This window comes from Daejeonella sp. JGW-45 (genome assembly GCF_029360805.1).
In the GTDB taxonomy this organism is placed as follows: Bacteria; Bacteroidota; Bacteroidia; order Sphingobacteriales; family Sphingobacteriaceae; genus Daejeonella.
Map to the genome: position 1 here is coordinate 1 of NZ_JARKNC010000003.1, position 17,883 is coordinate 17,883.

Sequence of the window (17,883 nt, forward strand, 5' to 3'; positions counted from 1 at the left end):
ACCTGCTATGATCTCCAAACAACAGACTGAGGTCAACACGAAGAATGTATTAATTGAGGAAATAACTCTAAATTAACGGTGTCTTAAAAATGGGAAGGCTACAATTTTAAAAGAGTAATAGAAACTGTTATCGGTATGGACAGTTAGTCTGAGAAAGTTACGAATTTGTACAGTTTCTCCTTATGAAGATAATAATCTAAATTTTTATCAAATTTGAAATAACACATATCCTAATAAGGAACCGCCCAAAACTACAACAGCACTATTTAATTTTTTGTATCCAAAAGTTATTGCAATGCTCAAAACTGCAATTAAAATCGTTCGCCAATCAGTAATGGTTTCTTTACCCATTTCATAGCACACTGCTATGATTATGGCTACCGATGCTACATTCACGGCATCTAAAAAGGCAGATAACCCTTTAGAATTTCGTAGCTTTTTCATTAACGGATTAAGCAGTGCCACAAAAACAAATGATGGCAGGAAAATGGCAATAGTTGAGATAATGGCTCCTGAAAGCCCATTGATTTGAAAGCCAATAAACGTTACCGATGAAAAAACGGGACCAGGCGTGAACTGACCTACTGCAATAGCATCCATCAATTGCCGTCTTGTGAGCAGACCTGTTGCTACCAATTCTGTATCTAAAAAAGCAAACAGCACATATCCGCTCCCATAAAGTATGGAGCCAATTTTAAGAAATGTCCAAAACAGTTTAGCATTTGTCGCTGTCCAAAAAGTTGTCTGTGTAACCTGAAGAAAGGTAAACGGAACGATACTTTGCAAAGTATTATTTTGTCTGTTCTGAACCGTGTGCAATCCAAACGCTAACAGACCTGCACCAAACATTAAATAAATTTCATTAACTCCAAACACCGCCGCTAATAAAACAGTAATACCAATAAGACCTAAATTTATGGATTTGACAGATTGTTTTGCCAATGGATAAATTGCAGCCAGAATAATGGCTATTATAGCAGGTTTGATACCATAGATAAAAGGTTGTACTTCGGGTAGCTGTCCGTAAAGGCTATACAAATACGCTAAAATTCCTGTTATTAAAACGGCAGGCAGAATAAAGCATAAACCGGCTGTCAGTAAGCCTTTCCAACCACCTTTATCGTATCCAATATGGATTGCCATTTCGGTACTGTTGGGTCCTGGAATAAGGTTGGTAGCACCCAGCAGATCCAAAAAGTGCTGTTCGTTCATCCATTTTCGTTTAACTACCACTTCATCCCGCATCATGGCAATATGTGCTGCCGGACCTCCAAACCCTATAATCCCCAACTTACTGAAAACTTTTGCTATTTCTTTTAAGGTTACATTCTCTTCCATTTAAACTATCTTAATTCGACTTCATCTATTTGATTTAATGTGTCCGGATTAAATACTTTCATTGTTATTTTTTTTTCCTCCACATAAAACAGGCACAGTGCATTTTCCACGCTAAAGGACTGGGTATGCTTACTCCATGGCAATACTTCCTGACCATAATAAGGAGCTCCTGCTGCACCATTATTGATTTGATAGATTGGGCGCGATACGTTAAGTTTTTTATGCGGATAATTCTCGGGGTAAATTGGCATATCAGCCGTCAGTTTTAACCAGTTATAGTTATGTTCATCACCTGTAAGCATACCCACCACTTTCTTACTTTGATTAATCAAAATATCTAAATATTCATCTCTGCGTTCTATAATTCCTTTATCAACGGGCTTTCCTCCAATGTAGGGTCTTTTTTCGTTGTTACCGCTGTACCACATCACATCTTTACTGTGTCCTCCATTAGGAAATGCAGGAGTATGTTGTGTAAGAAAAATATGGTCAATATTCTTGTCTCTTTCCAACTTTGAGATCGTTTCACGAAGCCATTGAAGTTGGTTATCCATTAAATACCCATGCAACCCTCCGCTGGAAGCCGTTTGATTAGCAATGGAAGGTGCATACCAGTAATTGCTATTAAGGACAATCATCGCCACGTTTCCGTAGGTATAATAAAACACATTTTCCTTATAGGAAGGGAAGTCTATATTTTTAGGGTCAGGGTCATACTTGTTATCATCCTCGCTATCTGGACCATTTTCAGGATTTACAAATTCCTCTGCAAAAAGTGCTTCTGCTGATTGGGTCTCATAAGGAAAAGCATCAATAAATGCCTGTTGCTTGCCGTTTTCATCTTTAAAAATAAGACCTAATGCTTCATGATTACCCATACCTATATAAAAGGGCATGTAGTGCCAAAATGGTTCAATGGATTTTTTCCAGTTAGAATATTCCAGTCTCTGCTGTTCTTTGCTGCTCAAATAGCCGTTAATCATATCACCGGTGAATTGCATAAAGCTCACGTCCTTCATGTGAGCAAGTGCAGCCATTTTTTTCATTATATAGGCGTTGGCTCCAAGGATTTTCCGTTCACCTCCACCTGTAGCATGGCGGCTGTCGCTTGCATAACCAAATACGAACGCTTCTCTGCTGCCTTTAGATGGTGCAGTTTTAAGATGATACGATTGCGATTGTATCCCATATTTTACCTTATAGTTGTGCTTTGTATTTGGGGTAAGTCCTGCTATATTCCAGCGATGCAGCGTTGTTTCGTGCTCATCTTTATAAACTTTGCCATTGATTTCAATTTCGGCCTTTACGGGATGTGTGGTTTTGCACCAGATTACAGCAGAGTTATCAGTAAGCATATTTACAAAAGGTCCTTCATAAATTGCCGGTATGACTTCAAATGGTCCTTCACCTTTTAAAGCAATTATGCCATCAAACAAAAGCATACCTTGCTCATCAGCAATTCGGTAGCCAAGGTTCAGGTACCCATTTTTCTTCCAGTCTACAAAATCATACGGATACTTGAAATCCTCTTTTATATTGAGCTCTATTTTACCGTCTTCAATTTTGACGGTTTTTCGATATACGGGAAGGGGATGCGGAACTTTTCCGAAGGGATTAAGCCATAGGTTACCGTTCCTTTTAAAGTCCCAAAATCCATCTGAACTCCATTTTCAGTACCTTTCGGTTTACCAAGAAGTTGTTCGGTCGTTAGCGGATTTTTAAATTCTTCTGCAAAGTATTTTTCATCCTTATCTTTAAAATATAACCTTCCATTAGTATCATAGCCCAGGTTACTGTATGCCGCAGGAATTTTAGGAAGTTGCGCCATTGCTGTTGTAGCAAACACCAACGCAATAGCAGAAAATAGTATCTTATTCATATAAATTGTCTAAAATGATATGTTATATTTAAGTGATTGAAATTTTCCCAGTTATTTAGGAGTATTTGTCAAACTATCTATAGACCAACGACCTCCACCTTTTATCAATAGAAAGATACTCCCCAAAAGCATCGCCCAGTCTGTACGGCTTCCATGCATCATTTCCCAAAATCCTTTTTCTGCTAAAACCTCTGATTTAGTTGTTGCAATAGCAACGAACATAATAATGATAAGAGGAATGCTCGCCAATCTTGTCAGAAGTCCAATAAGAGTTAAAAAACCACAAATAATTTCAAAGCTGCCAACGAAACTGCCCAAAAAATCAGGATTAGGCAGACCTATTTTTGCAAAACGTCCAGCACCTAAGGTGTCTGCAAATAAAAACTTCTGTATTCCTTCCGAAAGAAATACGGCACCTACCATCAGTCGAATAAGTATGGTAGTTTTTGATTGGTCTGTCTTAGTTATTTTTTGAAACATGATGATTAAATAGTTTTATGAATTTTGGATTGAATGTTTTATATAGATGGGCTACCATCCCCGCAATAAGCATACTTAAAATAGCTGGAACTAAAATATCAGTTGGATAGTGTACGCCTAAATAAACCCTGCTCAAACTGACAAAAATTGCCCATGGGATAAGAATGATTGGGAGCCATTTTAGATTTTGTTTAGTTAATATGGTTAAATAAAATGCCAAAGCAAAGACATTGGAGGCATGAGAAGAAATAAAACCGAACTTGCCGCCTCGATAATTGTTTACTATATGCAGCTCTCCTTCCAATGCTGCATTATGACTTGGACGCAGCCTTTCAAATAGAGGTTTAAATATACCGGAAGCCAGCTGATCACTCATTGTGATGAGCAAGGCGATTAGTAAGATCATCAGGATAGCATCCTTTTTATACTTCCAGACAAGCAAAATTATCAGTGCAACATAAAAAGGAAGCCAAGTGTATTTGCCGCTGGCAAACCACATTACTTCGTCCCAAAATTCATTATGGCTTCCATTTAGCCATAATAGAATATTTGTATCTATCTGTTTGATATCTTCAAGCATTATTTTCTGATGGGTGATTGTCTTTCTACAGGAGTTTTTACAGTAAAAAAAGGTACTTTTTCCATTGCATGACAGCTAACGCAACTATTGGTAAGCATTTGGAAGTTCTTATTAAAAACAACTGTATCTCTTTTTTTTAGAGCCTCATTCATTTGAGGGAGTGTAACGGTTAAAAAATGTTGTGCGGAAGCTGTCCGTTTTGGTCTTCTTCCAATCCATTTTCTATCGCCTTTTGGATTTTTTCCAATTGATAATCAGCATACTCCCAGTTTTCGTCTTGTCCTGCCAAATATAATTCCTGATAACGATATCCGGTTTCAACCATTGCCATGTCAAATCCACGAAATTGATTTTCTATCGTTTCAAGTTTCTCCTGCTCGTTTCCTTTTATCCACTGTCCTTGAACAGCTTCGTGTTTTTGATTACAAGCTGAAAAAAAAGAAAGTATAAATAAAATTGTCAAATATTTCATAACCTGTATTTTACGCTATACAAATTTCGTACAATACAAATTATAATATACGGTATATTTGAAAATGAAAAGGTGTATTTTAGGTATTCCGTAAGGTTTGTGGCGTAAGGCCTGTGTGCCGTTTGAAATACTTTACAAAGTGGGAAGTGTCATTAAAATTCAAACTATAGGCAATTTCAGAAACACTACCTTCTGTATAAATCAATTGTCTTTTTGCCTCGCTGATGATATGCTCAGCAATTACTTCTGCTGCTGATTGGCTTAGTGTTTTACGACAAATAGCATTTAGATTTTGTGGTGTCGTATGGAGTTTTTCTGCATAGTGAGCAACATTGTTTCGAAGGTCGTTTGTTTGGTTGAGCAATTCCCTGAAAACTGTAATTACATCATCGGTTTTACTGGTTTTATTAGTCAAAGGTTTTGCTGAAATCAATATTTTAGCAAATAGTGCTTTTAGTAATCCTTCGGTGACGGTAAAGTCTTTTTCTGTAGTGAGCAGCTGAAATAATGTATCTATACTTCCTATTTCTTTCAGATAGATGCAACTTAATTCGCTGAGTTTGGATAATAGACTTTTCAGCTCACTGTCCATCGATTGGTCGAGAAATCCCTTCTTTAAAAGCAGAACAAAGCCGTCAGGTGTATCTGTCATATCCCAATGATGTACCTGTTCTTTACGAACAAAAAATACGGTGGGTGGCTTAATTGAAAATGAAGTATGGTCTATGGTATGGAAACCGTTTCCTTCTCTCAAATAAATAATTTCAAAATAGCTGTTGTGTTTGTGCGGTTCGGTCTTGCGAATTTCTTTCCGGAATGGTACAACTTTTAATAATGCTGCCGCTTCAATTTTGGTTTTTATGGAAATAGAATTTTTCAATTTGCTGGAGCTTCTATATTGTCTTTATAAAATTAATTATAATACCTCTTCTTTAACCGTAAACTTGCTCTTACTAAAAGTATCAGAACAGGAACCTCGACCAATGGACCGATAACTCCAACAAATGCCTGTGGTGAATGGATGCCGAATACCGCTATAGATACGGCGATTGCCAATTCAAAATTATTACCTGTAGCAGTAAAAGCGATTGATGCGTTCTTGTCGTAAGACAGTTTCAATAATTTATTGATAAAGAAGCTCACGAAAAACATCAATACAAAGTAGATGATTAAGGGTATGGCTACTTTTATCACATCCATTGGTAACGCCACTATTTTGTCGCCTTTCAAGCTGAACATCAATACTATGGTAAACAGTAAAGCATATAATGTAATGGGCGATATTTTAGGTACGAATGTTCTGTTATACCATTCAATTCCTTGTATTTTGACTAAAAAATAACGACTTAAAAAACCTGCCAAAAACGGAATACCTAAGTATATCAATACGCTTTCTGTTACGTCTTTCATAGATACACTTACGTTGAAATTGGCTAAACCTAATTTTGCTGGTAATACATTGATGAACAGCCAAACCAAAACACTGTAACTCAATATCTGAAAGATACTATTTAAAGCAACCAACATAGCAGTATATTCTCTGTTGGCTTTTGCCAAATCACTCCATACAATAACCATGGCGATACACCTTGCTAAGCCTATCAGTATTAAGCCTGTCATATAATCTGGTTCGTTGCGTAAAAACAAAACAGCTAATCCGAACATTAATACTGTACCGATTAGCCAGTTCAACAATAAGGATATGCCGATTACTTTTTTGTCCTTAAAGGCTTTTGGTAGTAAGGAATAATCCACTTTTGCCAATGGTGGATACATCATCAGTATTAATCCTATTGCTAAAGGAATATTAGTAGTACCTACTGACAAGCTGTTTGTAACATTGGAAATTGTGGGAAAGAAATGACCCAATCCTACACCTAATGCCATGGCAAGGAATATCCATAAGGTCAGGTAACGGTCAAGGAATTTTAGTTTTGGTTGCATTGGTTATTGGCTGATTTTTGAGAAGACATAAAACATTTCCGCTGCTATCTGCAAACTTCTTTCGGTATACACTTTTGATTGCTCCGGTGTATTATCTGAAATTTTAGGATCTTCAAAAGTGATGGGAATTCTTTTTTCTGCTCCTGCTATAAAAGGGCAACCACCGTCTGCCTGAGAACAGGTCATAATAGCTGCGAACGCTGAAACTGGATTAAAAGGGCTATCGTATTTTTTGGAAAAACCGATTATTGGTAAAGCATTTTCACTGTACTTTATAGCATATATAGGATTATGAGTGTCTGCAATTTTGAAGATATTAAAACCCTGATTAGTCAATGTTTCTGCCACTTTCGGAAATAGTGCTGTTTCTTCCGTTCCGCCGGAAAAGCAATGTACATTTGCAATATTGAAGTACGCACTGGCTACTTGTGCCCAAACCTGAGACAAATGGCTTCTGCGGGAATTATGGGTGCAAATGAAGTTGATATTTATTTCCCGCTTATGAGCTGTTTTTTGCTGTACAAAATCGATCAGTGGCTGTAATATAGTTTTACGTTCTTCGCTAATGTTTTGCTTTTGTACTTGTTCGATTGTTTTTGATAATACTGAATACATAATGGGGGATTTAATTTTTATGGAAACTACAGAACACGAAATTCTGATCGGTATCAAATGGTGTCGTATGATTAACGGTTATACAATTGATTTTCTCAAAGGAGTTTTCAAATAATTTCGACAAGCTACTATCCGAATATTGCTTGATATCTATGCCACTACATTTTGTGGGACCTAGTTCAGAAAAGGTTCCCATTACTAAAATGCCATCCGGGGCAATTGCTTTGGTCGTAGTCTGTATATAATTTTCTATTTCGTGGTTCTCCGTCAGGAAATGAAACGCTGCCCTGTCGTGCCAAAAGTCGTATTGCTGAGTGGGTACAAAATCTGAAATATCTGAAATAATCCAGTGTACCTTGTTGGCTTTACTGCCTAATCTTTCCTTTGCCCGTTGGATAGCGGCATTGGAAATATCCAATACGGTAATATCGACATAACCTAAATCAAGTAGGTAGTCAACCAAAAAGCTGTCTCCTCCGCCAATATCAATAATTTTTGCACTCTTCGGTAAGTTGAATTGATGAACAAAATTTAATGAAGTTTCTGGATTAGGCTGATACCAACTCACTGTTTCTAAAGATTTGCTCTCGTAAATATTTTCCCAATGGGATTTTCGATTGAAATGTTCCATATTTATTTTGGGATTAACAACATCCGCCACCTGGTGTGCAAGTATTGGTTTGATTTACGTTCAATTCTATTAAATTTTTCTTTTGCTTTTCTGATGGAATACCGCAAGCATCTTCTGCCAAACAAGCTGTAGTTTTGTTTTTCAGCACAAATGTTTTTCCGATGAACTCTAAATCATATTTTCCAATGGTATTGCTTTGGTATTCCACTTCAATTTCGGCATCTTCCATACCTAACTTTTCTTCCGAAAGCTTAATGATGTTTAAAAGTTTGGTGGGTTTTAAGCGATGTTCAAAATCGTTAGCATCCCATAATTGAAAATTGATAACTTTTTCGGTGCGAACTACGCCACCGCAGTCAATAAAATTTTTAGTTATTTGCCCCACTTCGGTTACATGAAAATGTTCGGGTACAAAAGTTCCGTTTTCTAATTGGAATTCAACATTATCCAATGTCGGAAGGATTTCTTTGATTTCTGATAGTTTCATATTGTTGAAATTATAGTTAATTATATATTGCAATGTAGCGATAAATAAAGGCTTTAAAAAAATGCCTTAACAGCATTTTTCTATAGTTATATCATCTACAAAGAAAGTATTGAGTTCCTTTTTAACTTGTTGCCAAACTATCTCATTAATACAATAGCAAACACTTGTTCCCTCAATATTACCTTTAATGATGCCAATGTTCTTTAATTCTTTCAAATGCTGTGAAATGGTGGCCTGTGCCAATCCCAATTCTTCAACCAAATCATTACAGATACAGGCATTCTGCTTGATGATATATTGTAAAATGGCAATTCTTGCAGGATGCGCCAGTGCTTTCAAAGTAATAGCTAAATGATTTTGCTCTTCTGTAAATATTTCAGTCTTCGTGACACCCATTTGTTTTTTTATTTATATCGCAATATTACGATAATATATCAAAAACTGCAATAGCTTTATAAAAAATATTGTTGAAATGCATTGATAAGACAAGAAGGTCTCTCTGTAGAGATAGTTTGGTAACTCGTCTTATTGAAAAATAGGGTTACATTATTTCTTTAAATTTGATAATAAACCTTAATTATCTTATCATTTTCTATTACAAATTGGATCTGTTCATATTTTTGAAATGGTCGATCTTCTGAGTTTGATGATTTGGGGAAATACTTAACACCAATAGTTACATTTGGTAAGTTGAAATTCCAAGATGATCGAATTTTAAAATCCTTGCCACACAATTGTTGTTCGGATGATTTCAAATATTCTCTGAATTTCGAAAGACCTTCGGTTTCAAATATAGTTTTCCAGTTTTTGCGTTCTTCAAAAGTGATATTCTCGTCAAGATTTTTCAGGATACTACTTTCGTCGGAACTGTTGCAAGCCTTTATAAAATCCCTGATGATTTTTCGCGGTATCTTTTGAATTTCTCTGATTTTTTTCTTTTCATTTTCAAGGTAAAAAGCAAAATCATTATCTACCAACTTACGCATCTTATCGCATCCAAAATGAAATGCCTCTATCTTAGATTTATAAAGTCGATCTTTGAAAAAATCAGTATCATCATTCACATTATTTTTAAACTCATTCAGTAATAGGAAGCCTTTTTCATTCGTTGCTTCATTAATACCATCTATAATGTTTACTTGATAAAACTGTTCTTTGTCTCCAAATAAAACTTTTACCTTGGGGTTAAAATTCGGAGTTTAGCCATATTTACCATTTTGCGTAAACGTTCCATATGTTTCATCACCCCATTATTATTAAGGGATTTGTGATGATCGGTCGACTCATAATTAATGAGGAAATTTTCGAAATCAAGAATGAACTTATAATTGAGTTCTTCCAGCATTATATCGTTTTTACGATATTGATGTTTAATAAACTTTTTGAGATAACTTTCGGTAGTATGATAATTCTTCATGGTACCTGGTGCAAGTTTTGTAGCTGCAACTTGCCTATGATATTCAATAACCTTTAATAAAGTCATCGTTTCTTCTATATCTTCACCAAGGTACTTGGCTTTAACGGCATCCACGGAAACCGATTTGTTCTGCTGTATCAATTCTTGGTAACCATCAGAAATTAACGAGCGCACTTGCTCCATGTGGCTGTTCAATTTTATGATTTCTTCTCGCTTTCCTTTTGCTCTTCCTTTTGCTTCATCCCAATTATTAATTGACACTTTACTTTTTAAGGAAATTTCAGCTCTGCGACCGTTTACTGTAATTCTTGCATAAACAACGGCCATCTCGTCTTTCTTGTTTTTGGGTAACCGCAACACGAATTGAATCCCAAAGGTGTTTTTACTTTTCATATCCATTTATTTTATGTTCAACTCATACACTTTGGAGCAGTTCTCGCATTCCAACCATTCAATGGAATGAAGTGAAGAAGTCAAACAATTATAAATAGCATCAAAATAAATGTATTAAATAAGTGATTTACAGTTATTTATAAGCTATTCGGTGAGTAAATTTAAAACTTAAAATGACTCACCGTTTAACTCACATTTACCTTGATATTCTTTGGGGTTTCTTGATATGATATAAAACAATAAACCCTCAAATTCATAGAATTTGAGGGTTTTTGACCTTACTTAGTGTAAGTGTGGTCGGGGTGGCAGGATTCGAACCTACGACCTCCTGGTCCCAAACCAGGCGCGATACCGGGCTACGCTACACCCCGAACATTTAACAATGATAACCGGTGTTTTTCATTTGTTAAGGGACTGCAAAGATAGACTTTTCATTATCTGTGACAAATATTTTTGAAAATAATTTCGAATAAAAAAGAGGCGGGGAGAATGTCTGTTTATAACCAATTGATCTATAGCAGGTATGAGGTAAGAAGCTGGACGGAATATGATTTCAATTCCACGTGAGGAGATCCCCGATTAAATCGGGGAAGATCTGCTCAGCTCTTAGCTCAAGGTTTCTCGTCATGCTGTATCGCCGGGAAAATAAGGAACCTCATGATAAGCGAGCCCAGCACAATGCCTGTGAAGATGATCAGCAACAGTGCTGTAAATGGCATATCAACACAGTCCTGGCCAGCGCCAAACCAGGGAATATTGTTATCAATGTACAACCACATGAATATGGTGATGATAAACAGGTTGAAGCAGACAATAAGAACCCGGAAGAGGGTCTTCTTCCATTTCCAGCGCTCGCCGTTTTCCTTGATCTTTAAGATAAGGATAACCGTCAGTGCTATTGAGACAAGCGCCAGGAAGATATTAAAGATGGTAAGAAGAAGTGTTTCGGGCTGGTCGTAGCTTGGGTCGCATGGATGCTGTAAAGCGTAATAGTAGGCAACCGTATTCTTTTTAATGTACCCCCAGACTGAGCCGTCAATGCCACCGGCACCTTTTAGCAATATCGTTTCTTTGGAAACCGTATCGATTTTAACGAATTTGTTAGCCAGGGCATCCCACAGCTCGCCGTAACCGCCATCGGCTCCCAGTTCCCAGAAAGCCACTCCACCAAGGCCATTTTGCAAAATAAAATCGTATTTCTGTTCGAGGGACCGCTCATTATCATAATAAATGTGCCCTGTGAGGTTGCCTTCATCGTCCCGTGTTTCGATGCTCACAAACCCCTGTTCTTCATGATAGGTTACCGGGGCATACTGGTAGTTCAGGCGGATCGTCTGGTACGGCACATAGCCTTTAAACGTTTCTGTTCCTGTATCCGGGTTAATTGAGAACTCAGCCCCATAGTAGGAAAGACCCAGGATAAATTTATACGGCGGAATACCGGCATTCAGATAGCGCGAAACGCTGGACTGCACGCTGTAGTCGCTGTCGTCATTTAGGGGAGCGACCGGCCCCGGGAAGTTAGTAGGCTTCTTGCTGAAATTGATGATAAACTTGTCGACCAGGGTGTCCAGGCTTGCAATATCATAGGCTTTCAGATCATCGTATACCGGCAGGGTAACTGCGATCTGGTATTGCTTCTGCTTTGCCCTGTAGGCTTTAGACAGCGAGCCGACAAAATCAACGAAGTAGGAGCGGAGCCTCTGGTTTAAGCCAGTTACCTGAATGTTTACCCCGTCGGCCCCCCGGTGTTCCAGGAGCTCCAGGGTTTTGCTGATCATGGTTTTCATGGCGGTCTGGTTCGTCAGAAACCTTGCCATTTCCACAGAGCTTTTTGTCGTAACGGTCAGGTATACTTTTGAACCGCCTTCCTTTGCACTTTCAATGATGGGGGCATCATTCCAGGAATTGAAGTTCTTCGCAAAACCCGTATTGCCATCCAGATCGTATGAATTATAAAGCAGGCCGGTGAGGGTGGTAAAATTATAGGGATTGACCCTGTAGCCGCTTTCATACATGTAATTACCCAGGACCTCTACGCGCCGGCTTAGCTTCAGCCTGTACCTGACGACAACACTGTCGTTTAGCGTATCAATAAATGCTTCCTTGCGGGCATAGATGTCGCGCATGAGTTTAAGACGCTCCTGCCGGGTTTTTACCTGCTCATCGTCTTCTTTAGTATCGGTGAGTATTGGGATCAGCCGGTCTACCAGGTCATTGATATACTTATCATTAGGGTCCAACTCCTTAGTAACCTTGAATGGTCTTTTGCTGGGATCACCGCCCGATGGCTGTTCTTCGGCCGGAGCCGCCCCTTCGGGTATCTTTATTTCCTTGATAAGCTCAAGGAGCATGTCAAATTGCTGCTTATTGGCTTCCGAAAGCTCACTCTTTAGCTTTTCGAGATCCTGAACAGTAGCAACGGTAGAATCTTTTGAGATCATCTTCTCAATGATCGCCTGGACTCGCTTCTGTTCCTTGGTTATCGTGTTTTTCCGAAACTTAATTGCCTCGGATAACTTCTTGAGAAGGTTAGCTTTTTTTGTAGTGTCTTTTTTTGCTTTAGGCTGCTGGTATACGATAAGAGTTCGTTCAGGATATGCAAGCAATGTTTTTCCGCCCAGAAGCAAAAAAACCAAGAGAAATAAAGTAATAATTTTCGGCATATGTCTTTCGTAGGACGACACTAAATCTCGTGAAAAAAAATTATAGTATATTTTTTAAATTAATTTTCTTAATGTTACAAAAGTTTTTAACACTATTTTTAAACATATTTACTTTAGGACATGGAATTTTATTGTCAAAGTGTTATATATTTAAGATAACAAAAATGTTAAAATAAATATAAATGATTTACGAAGCCCTCTCGTGTCTCGCTGAAGAGATAAATGAGTATTTCAGGATAAGGCTTAAAATTAGCGAGGATAAGGTTGTTCTTTCAGCTATAGTAAATCAGGATGGGACGATTGCGATACAGGGTGAGAACAAGATCCTGGTCACGCTGGTGAATATAGAAAGGGAAAGCATAGGTAAGAGCAACTCGGGCATTCCGGGCGGCTCAGTGTTAATAAATAAATCCTCTGCTTTAACAATAAATTTATACGTGCTGTTCTCGGCCTATTTCAGCAATGGAAATTACCCGGAAGCACTGCGGTTTATTTCTTTTATCATAGCTTATTTCCAGCAGAACAGCGTGTTTACCAGAACCAACACGCCGAGACTGGATATTGATATAGAAAAAATGGTTTTTGAGCTGGCTACGATCAGCCCGGAACAGGTGAATAATATTTGGGGAGCATTGGGGGCTAAATATATGCCATCTGTGGTGTATAAAGTCAGGATGTTAACATTCGATAACAATGTTGTAAGAGAGTACAGACCTCTGGTAACAGGTGTCGATAATGAGAATAATATTGCAAATAACTGAGGATGAATTACAGGTTTGAAACTTTAGTGACTGTGTATTTCAGGCACAGCTATTTTTCAGATCAGCTGTTTGGGGGATTTATTATCGAGCCATCAGACCGCAGCTTACGAAAGCTGCTGAATCATGGATTGATGTTAAAGCCTTTTAATGGCGGGTTTCGTATTTTGTTTGATGTAAACTTTGCCGGAGGCTCACGTGAAAGAAGCGATGCGCTGAGAGATGAGGTGTTATGTGAATGTGTATTAAGGCTGACCGACAAGGGGTTTTATAATTACACTGAACCAATGGAGGGAGACATTACTTCCGGTATCTTCTACTTCCATAACATGCTTAAGGACAGCAACAGCTTGAAAAGGTCACTGCACAGCGATTCGTATGTTACTTCTGAGGACCTATTGCCATTAGATTCTTTTGAGGAAAGGTACTTCAGCAAACCCTTTGGTAAACTGGATCTCTTGCTTTCTGCAGGCCTGGAAGATTCATATACCATAACATTTAAAGCTAAGGAGACTTACTGGCGATATATCCTGGTTAGCGACGACTTGAAGTCGCTGAACAGTCCTGCCATACTTGACAGCCTTAGTGCGGAATCCTTCGAAGGCCCGGAAACCTTACCAGTCAGGGGCAAGGATGCCCTTGCTTTCCGGTCTAAGAGCCCTATAAGCTTTAGTCAGAAGGCCAGGAACGTTTTCCAGCTGGTAGATAATTACGATGCTGAAACAGGCAGATATAAGGTCGTCATGAGGGCCCTGCCTTCCGCCGATCCGAATCACATCACTTTAATAGACTCTGATTCACCCCCCCGAACCCTCAATTATTCAGAAATATTTATTCATTAATCAACTTAAACTATGGCATCAACACTTATGACCCCAGGGGTTTACCTGGAAGAAAAGAACGCCTTTCCCAGCTCAGCAGTAGCAGTTGCGACTGCTGTGCCTGTATTTGTCGGCTACACCGCATTTGCAGAACGGAATGGTAAATCACTGGTAGGTAAACCAACCAGGATCACATCTTTTGCCGAATACATTGAATGTTTCGGACAAGGATTCAATTCGAAATTTACGGTAACGGATGCGTCGAAAGATGACACCGACGTGTTTACGGTAGACGGTGTACAGAAAACGGTTGTCGTTAACGACAACAACACTGCGTACCTGTTTAACAGTATCCGTTTATTTTATGCGAATGGCGGTGGGCCGAGCTATGTACTGTCTGTAGGTCTGTACGCAGGAGCCGATAGCATCGAGATCAAAGCCGGCGACTTCGAAGTTTTGGATATCCTCGAGAAAGAGTTCGAGCCAACCTTAGTAGTTATGCCGGATGCTACTGCATTAGGAGGAGAAGCCTATGGTATCTACCAGAAGGTGCTGGCGCACTGCGCGAAGATGCAGAGCCGCTTTGCGATCTTTGACGTTGCAAAACAAGGTCCCACTGATGAAACAGCAGAGGTGATCAACACCTTCCGTGAAGCGATCGGTATTAATTTCCTGAATTACGGTGCTGCTTACTACCCATGGCTGGAAACTTCTATTGTACAGCCTGATGAGCTTGATTTTGAGAACATCGACGGCGATCTTGCTGCCTTGCTGCCAGAAACCGATGCCAAAAAGATCATTGCCAAGTATAATGACGACCGTAAGAAATTTGACCCTGAGCTGAAAACTCTTATCGATCAGCGTGAAGAGGCGCTTAAAGGCGGCGATGCTATCGTCATCGTGGAAGCGGAGGCTGCAGTTGATTCAAAGAGCAAAGACATATCAACAGCGAAAAAGCACCTGCACCAGGGATTGAAGGCAGTAAGCCCGACCTATGGCAATATCATCAATGAGATCCGTAATAAGCTGAACCAATTGCCCCCAAGCGGTGCAATGGCTGGTATCTACACACAGGTCGACAACAGCCGTGGTGTATGGAAAGCTCCGGCAAACGTGTCAGTTAATATGGTGAACGCACCGGCAGTAAATATTTCCAGTGAAGGCCAGCAAAGCCTGAACGTGGATGTCATGGCTGGAAAATCGATCAACGTGATCCGTTCCTTCCCGGGAATAGGTTCTTTGGTTTGGGGTGGTCGTACATTGGACGGAAACAGCCAGGACTGGAGATATATCAACGTGAGAAGGACTCTGATCATGATCGAACAATCTATCAAGTTATCTACACGTGCTTATGTTTTTGAGCCGAATGATGCTAATACCTGGGTTACTGTAAAAAGTATGATCGAGAACTTCCTCATCAACCTTTGGAAACAGGGCGCATTGGCGGGTGCATCGCCGGAAGCAGCTTTCGAAGTACAGATCGGATTAGGGTCAACAATGACACCTACTGATATCCTGGATGGAAAAATGCTGATCACAGTGAAGGTAGCCCTGGTTCGTCCGGCTGAGTTCATCGTAATCACGTTCCAGCAGCAAATGCAACAGTCTTAAATTAATTAATCGTAAACAATCACAAATTAAAATATTACAATTATGGCAGATGATGGCGCAGCACAGTCAACGGCAACCTGGCCGTTAGTTAAGTTTTCATTTCAAGTGAAATGGGACGATGCTGAATATATATTCCAGGAAGTGACCGGTTTATCATCGGAAACCCAGGTTATCGAGTACCGCGGAGGAAACAGCAAAGTTTACTCTACAGTAAAAATGCCGGGCATCCAGAAGTTCGGTAACATTACCCTCAAGAAGGGGATCTTTAAAGGCGACAAAGCGCTTTGGGATAAGTATAACTTATTAAAGATGAACACGATAAAACGTTCAACTATATTGATAAGTTTACTTGATGAGACCAACGCGGTTGCGATGAGCTGGAAGTTGCTTAATGCATTTCCTACCAAGATGACAGTTTCGGACATGAAAGCCGATGCTAACGAAATTGCGGTAGAAACAATCGAACTAGCGCACGAAGGTTTGTCATTAAGCGCATAATAATTAATGTCTACTGAAATATATTACCCGCCCGTCGGATTCAGCTTTAAGGTGAACGTTGAGGGGATAACGGGGATAAATGAAGGTAGTTTCCAGGAGGTTAGCGGCTTAAACGCTAAAATCACTCCTGAAAGTATTAAAGAGGGCGGGGAGAACCGGTTTGAACACCGGTTCCCCAATCGCCCTGTTTATGAAAATCTTATCCTCAAAAGAGGAATGTTACTGGGCTCTCCGTTAATTACATGGGCAAGGAATAGTTTCGACTTGTTCGAATTTAAACCTAAGCTGGTAAATCTGAATCTTCTCGATGAAAAGGGTGCTCCGATATCAACCTGGAGGTTCATAAATGCTTACCCCGTTGCTTTGAAGGTTTCTGATCTCAAAGCACAGGAAAATGCTATTGTCGTGGAGACGCTGGAGCTTTGCTATGATTATTTTACTAAAGTGAACTAAGATGCCGATAGAGATCAGAGAGCTTGTTATTAAGGTAGCTGTGGATGAGAATAACAGAAAAACTGACAAAGGCATTGATCAGAGAGAGCTCGCACGGCTGAAAGACAAAATTGTTAAGGAATGCGTGAATAGTGTCATGCAGAAGATGAGTAAGCTTTCGGATCGCTGATATGCAGAATCTTGTTAAGTTAAAAATATTTGCCTACAAGGATCCGGCCTGTAAGGGGCCGACGTCAGATTCTATTGTGGCTTTCATAAATCCCTCGAGTTATCAGAGGAAGCTAACCGTCGATTATAGTCCGGACCAGACGCTGGGCGCTCCTGCACCCACCCTTGGTTTTAAAAGTATGGGCCAGAGTGATCTGAGCCTTTCTTTTTTTGTGGACGGCACTGGCGTGGTTAAACTGCCCGCTGGTTTTGCTGACGTTGATGCGTATATAAAGAAATTTACAGACCTGGTTGCCAAGTACCAGGGGGATATTCATCGGCCCTACTATCTGCTGATCATTTGGGGAAGCCTGAAGTTTACCGGGGTGTGCTCGAAAATAGATGTGAAATACAGTCTGTTCAACCCTTCTGGTAAGGCTCTCAGGGCTACGATCGATGTAGATTTTACTCAAAGTATAGATTATAAGACCAAAACGCAGGAAGCGGCAACAAGCTCTCCGGACCTTACCCACCTGAGAACAGTTAAAGCCGGGGATACCCTGCCTTTAATGTCTTACCGGATTTATGGCGACAGTTCGCATTATATACAGGTGGCAAAGGCCAATGGGCTGAACAGCCCGATGGATATCAAGCCCGGCGACGAAATTTACTTTCCCCCGCTTAAGAAATAGA

Annotated in this window: 22 protein-coding genes and 1 tRNA gene; 7 read left to right on the forward strand and 16 right to left on the reverse strand. The window is 39.5% G+C overall.

Annotated features, from left to right (window positions below):
• Positions 1 to 207 precede the first annotated feature (207 nt).
• The 16 genes from chrA to P2W76_RS05600 form a co-directional block, all read right to left on the reverse strand.
• Positions 208 to 1,338: a chromate efflux transporter gene (chrA, locus tag P2W76_RS05525; protein WP_276346563.1), complete on the reverse strand. Its 1,131-nt coding sequence runs from the start codon at positions 1,336 to 1,338 to the stop codon at positions 208 to 210.
• 5 nt (positions 1,339 to 1,343) lie between these two features.
• Positions 1,344 to 2,780, reverse strand: coding sequence for a metallophosphoesterase (locus P2W76_RS05530; RefSeq protein ID WP_276346564.1), 1,437 nt, complete (start codon positions 2,778 to 2,780; stop codon positions 1,344 to 1,346).
• A gap of 101 nt (positions 2,781 to 2,881) precedes the next feature.
• Entirely contained in the window at positions 2,882 to 3,217 is a 336-nt protein-coding gene (locus P2W76_RS05535) for a hypothetical protein (protein ID WP_276346565.1), read from the reverse strand.
• Between the two features lie 51 nt (positions 3,218 to 3,268).
• Positions 3,269 to 3,697: a DoxX family protein gene (locus P2W76_RS05540; protein WP_276346566.1), complete on the reverse strand. Its 429-nt coding sequence runs from the start codon at positions 3,695 to 3,697 to the stop codon at positions 3,269 to 3,271.
• Complete coding sequence (locus P2W76_RS05545) at positions 3,678 to 4,277, reverse strand: phosphatase PAP2 family protein (protein ID WP_045754287.1); 600 nt, start codon at positions 4,275 to 4,277, stop codon at positions 3,678 to 3,680. The genes P2W76_RS05540 and P2W76_RS05545 overlap by 20 nt, the downstream gene beginning before the upstream one ends.
• A gap of 169 nt (positions 4,278 to 4,446) precedes the next feature.
• A complete protein-coding gene (locus P2W76_RS05550) occupies positions 4,447 to 4,749 on the reverse strand; it encodes a hypothetical protein (RefSeq protein WP_276346567.1) in 303 nt (100 codons plus the stop codon).
• Positions 4,750 to 4,828: 79 nt separating this feature from the next.
• Positions 4,829 to 5,629, reverse strand: a complete 801-nt coding sequence (locus P2W76_RS05555) for a helix-turn-helix domain-containing protein (protein ID WP_276346568.1) — start codon at positions 5,627 to 5,629, stop codon at positions 4,829 to 4,831.
• A gap of 32 nt (positions 5,630 to 5,661) precedes the next feature.
• Entirely contained in the window at positions 5,662 to 6,693 is a 1,032-nt protein-coding gene (arsB, locus tag P2W76_RS05560; protein WP_276346569.1) for an ACR3 family arsenite efflux transporter, read from the reverse strand.
• A 3-nt stretch (positions 6,694 to 6,696) separates the two neighbouring features.
• On the reverse strand, positions 6,697 to 7,308 hold the full coding sequence (locus P2W76_RS05565; protein ID WP_276346570.1) for a protein-tyrosine-phosphatase: 612 nt from the start codon (positions 7,306 to 7,308) through the stop codon (positions 6,697 to 6,699).
• 10 nt (positions 7,309 to 7,318) lie between these two features.
• Positions 7,319 to 7,939, reverse strand: coding sequence for a class I SAM-dependent methyltransferase (locus P2W76_RS05570; RefSeq protein ID WP_276346572.1), 621 nt, complete (start codon positions 7,937 to 7,939; stop codon positions 7,319 to 7,321).
• A gap of 13 nt (positions 7,940 to 7,952) precedes the next feature.
• Positions 7,953 to 8,426 (reverse strand): DUF6428 family protein, encoded by a 474-nt coding sequence (locus P2W76_RS05575; RefSeq protein WP_099365171.1) that lies wholly within the window; start codon positions 8,424 to 8,426, stop codon positions 7,953 to 7,955.
• A gap of 66 nt (positions 8,427 to 8,492) precedes the next feature.
• A complete protein-coding gene (locus P2W76_RS05580; RefSeq protein ID WP_099365170.1) occupies positions 8,493 to 8,822 on the reverse strand; it encodes a metalloregulator ArsR/SmtB family transcription factor in 330 nt (109 codons plus the stop codon).
• 158 nt (positions 8,823 to 8,980) lie between these two features.
• Complete coding sequence (locus P2W76_RS05585; RefSeq protein WP_276346574.1) at positions 8,981 to 9,490, reverse strand: hypothetical protein; 510 nt, start codon at positions 9,488 to 9,490, stop codon at positions 8,981 to 8,983.
• Between the two features lie 110 nt (positions 9,491 to 9,600).
• Positions 9,601 to 10,236, reverse strand: coding sequence for a phage integrase SAM-like domain and Arm DNA-binding domain-containing protein (locus P2W76_RS05590; protein ID WP_276346576.1), 636 nt, complete (start codon positions 10,234 to 10,236; stop codon positions 9,601 to 9,603).
• Positions 10,237 to 10,530: 294 nt separating this feature from the next.
• Positions 10,531 to 10,607 (reverse strand) — tRNA-Pro (locus P2W76_RS05595).
• A gap of 240 nt (positions 10,608 to 10,847) precedes the next feature.
• Positions 10,848 to 12,902: a glycosyl hydrolase family 18 protein gene (locus tag P2W76_RS05600; RefSeq protein WP_276346578.1), complete on the reverse strand. Its 2,055-nt coding sequence runs from the start codon at positions 12,900 to 12,902 to the stop codon at positions 10,848 to 10,850.
• Positions 12,903 to 13,084: 182 nt separating this feature from the next.
• On the opposite strand from P2W76_RS05600, the gene P2W76_RS05605 reads away from it, so the two are divergent.
• The 7 genes from P2W76_RS05605 to P2W76_RS05635 are packed head-to-tail and all read left to right on the forward strand — an operon-like array spanning position 13,085 to position 17,882.
• A complete protein-coding gene (locus P2W76_RS05605; RefSeq protein ID WP_276346580.1) occupies positions 13,085 to 13,663 on the forward strand; it encodes a DUF4255 domain-containing protein in 579 nt (192 codons plus the stop codon).
• 2 nt (positions 13,664 to 13,665) lie between these two features.
• Positions 13,666 to 14,502, forward strand: coding sequence for a hypothetical protein (locus P2W76_RS05610; protein ID WP_276346581.1), 837 nt, complete (start codon positions 13,666 to 13,668; stop codon positions 14,500 to 14,502).
• A gap of 12 nt (positions 14,503 to 14,514) precedes the next feature.
• The gene (locus tag P2W76_RS05615; RefSeq protein ID WP_276346583.1) at positions 14,515 to 16,092 is read left to right on the forward strand and encodes a phage tail sheath C-terminal domain-containing protein; all 1,578 of its coding nucleotides are present in this window, start codon (positions 14,515 to 14,517) and stop codon (positions 16,090 to 16,092) included.
• Positions 16,093 to 16,134: 42 nt separating this feature from the next.
• Entirely contained in the window at positions 16,135 to 16,590 is a 456-nt protein-coding gene (locus P2W76_RS05620; RefSeq protein ID WP_276346584.1) for a phage tail protein, read from the forward strand.
• 6 nt (positions 16,591 to 16,596) lie between these two features.
• On the forward strand, positions 16,597 to 17,043 hold the full coding sequence (locus P2W76_RS05625) for a phage tail protein (RefSeq protein ID WP_276346585.1): 447 nt from the start codon (positions 16,597 to 16,599) through the stop codon (positions 17,041 to 17,043).
• Position 17,044: 1 nt separating this feature from the next.
• Positions 17,045 to 17,212: a DUF5908 family protein gene (locus P2W76_RS05630; protein WP_276346586.1), complete on the forward strand. Its 168-nt coding sequence runs from the start codon at positions 17,045 to 17,047 to the stop codon at positions 17,210 to 17,212.
• A 1-nt stretch (position 17,213) separates the two neighbouring features.
• Positions 17,214 to 17,882 carry a LysM peptidoglycan-binding domain-containing protein gene (locus P2W76_RS05635; RefSeq protein ID WP_276346587.1) on the forward strand — a complete coding sequence of 223 codons (669 nt, stop codon included), beginning with the start codon at positions 17,214 to 17,216 and terminating at the stop codon, positions 17,880 to 17,882.
• Position 17,883: the final 1 nt, after the last annotated feature.

Bases quoted from the DNA above. Each gene is read 5' to 3' on its own strand.
- P2W76_RS05600 (WP_276346578.1), bottom strand. From the start codon at position 12,902: ATGCCGAAAATTATTACTTTATTTCTCTTGGTTTTTTTGCTTCTGGGC.
- P2W76_RS05570 (WP_276346572.1), bottom strand. From the start codon at position 7,939: ATGGAACATTTCAATCGAAAATCCCATTGGGAAAATATTTACGAGAGC.
- P2W76_RS05530 (WP_276346564.1), bottom strand. From the start codon at position 2,780: ATGCTTTTGTTTGATGGCATAATTGCTTTAAAAGGTGAAGGACCATTT.
- P2W76_RS05565 (WP_276346570.1), bottom strand. From the start codon at position 7,308: ATGTATTCAGTATTATCAAAAACAATCGAACAAGTACAAAAGCAAAAC.
- P2W76_RS05605 (WP_276346580.1), top strand. From the start codon at position 13,085: ATGATTTACGAAGCCCTCTCGTGTCTCGCTGAAGAGATAAATGAGTAT.
- P2W76_RS05610 (WP_276346581.1), top strand. From the start codon at position 13,666: ATGAATTACAGGTTTGAAACTTTAGTGACTGTGTATTTCAGGCACAGC.
- arsB (WP_276346569.1), bottom strand. From the start codon at position 6,693: ATGCAACCAAAACTAAAATTCCTTGACCGTTACCTGACCTTATGGATA.
- P2W76_RS05550 (WP_276346567.1), bottom strand. From the start codon at position 4,749: ATGAAATATTTGACAATTTTATTTATACTTTCTTTTTTTTCAGCTTGT.
- P2W76_RS05540 (WP_276346566.1), bottom strand. From the start codon at position 3,697: ATGTTTCAAAAAATAACTAAGACAGACCAATCAAAAACTACCATACTT.
- P2W76_RS05580 (WP_099365170.1), bottom strand. From the start codon at position 8,822: ATGGGTGTCACGAAGACTGAAATATTTACAGAAGAGCAAAATCATTTA.
- P2W76_RS05545 (WP_045754287.1), bottom strand. From the start codon at position 4,277: ATGCTTGAAGATATCAAACAGATAGATACAAATATTCTATTATGGCTA.
- P2W76_RS05615 (WP_276346583.1), top strand. From the start codon at position 14,515: ATGGCATCAACACTTATGACCCCAGGGGTTTACCTGGAAGAAAAGAAC.
- P2W76_RS05625 (WP_276346585.1), top strand. From the start codon at position 16,597: ATGTCTACTGAAATATATTACCCGCCCGTCGGATTCAGCTTTAAGGTG.
- P2W76_RS05620 (WP_276346584.1), top strand. From the start codon at position 16,135: ATGGCAGATGATGGCGCAGCACAGTCAACGGCAACCTGGCCGTTAGTT.
- chrA (WP_276346563.1), bottom strand. From the start codon at position 1,338: ATGGAAGAGAATGTAACCTTAAAAGAAATAGCAAAAGTTTTCAGTAAG.
- P2W76_RS05575 (WP_099365171.1), bottom strand. From the start codon at position 8,426: ATGAAACTATCAGAAATCAAAGAAATCCTTCCGACATTGGATAATGTT.
- P2W76_RS05635 (WP_276346587.1), top strand. From the start codon at position 17,214: ATGCAGAATCTTGTTAAGTTAAAAATATTTGCCTACAAGGATCCGGCC.
- P2W76_RS05590 (WP_276346576.1), bottom strand. From the start codon at position 10,236: ATGAAAAGTAAAAACACCTTTGGGATTCAATTCGTGTTGCGGTTACCC.
- P2W76_RS05630 (WP_276346586.1), top strand. From the start codon at position 17,045: ATGCCGATAGAGATCAGAGAGCTTGTTATTAAGGTAGCTGTGGATGAG.
- P2W76_RS05535 (WP_276346565.1), bottom strand. From the start codon at position 3,217: ATGAATAAGATACTATTTTCTGCTATTGCGTTGGTGTTTGCTACAACA.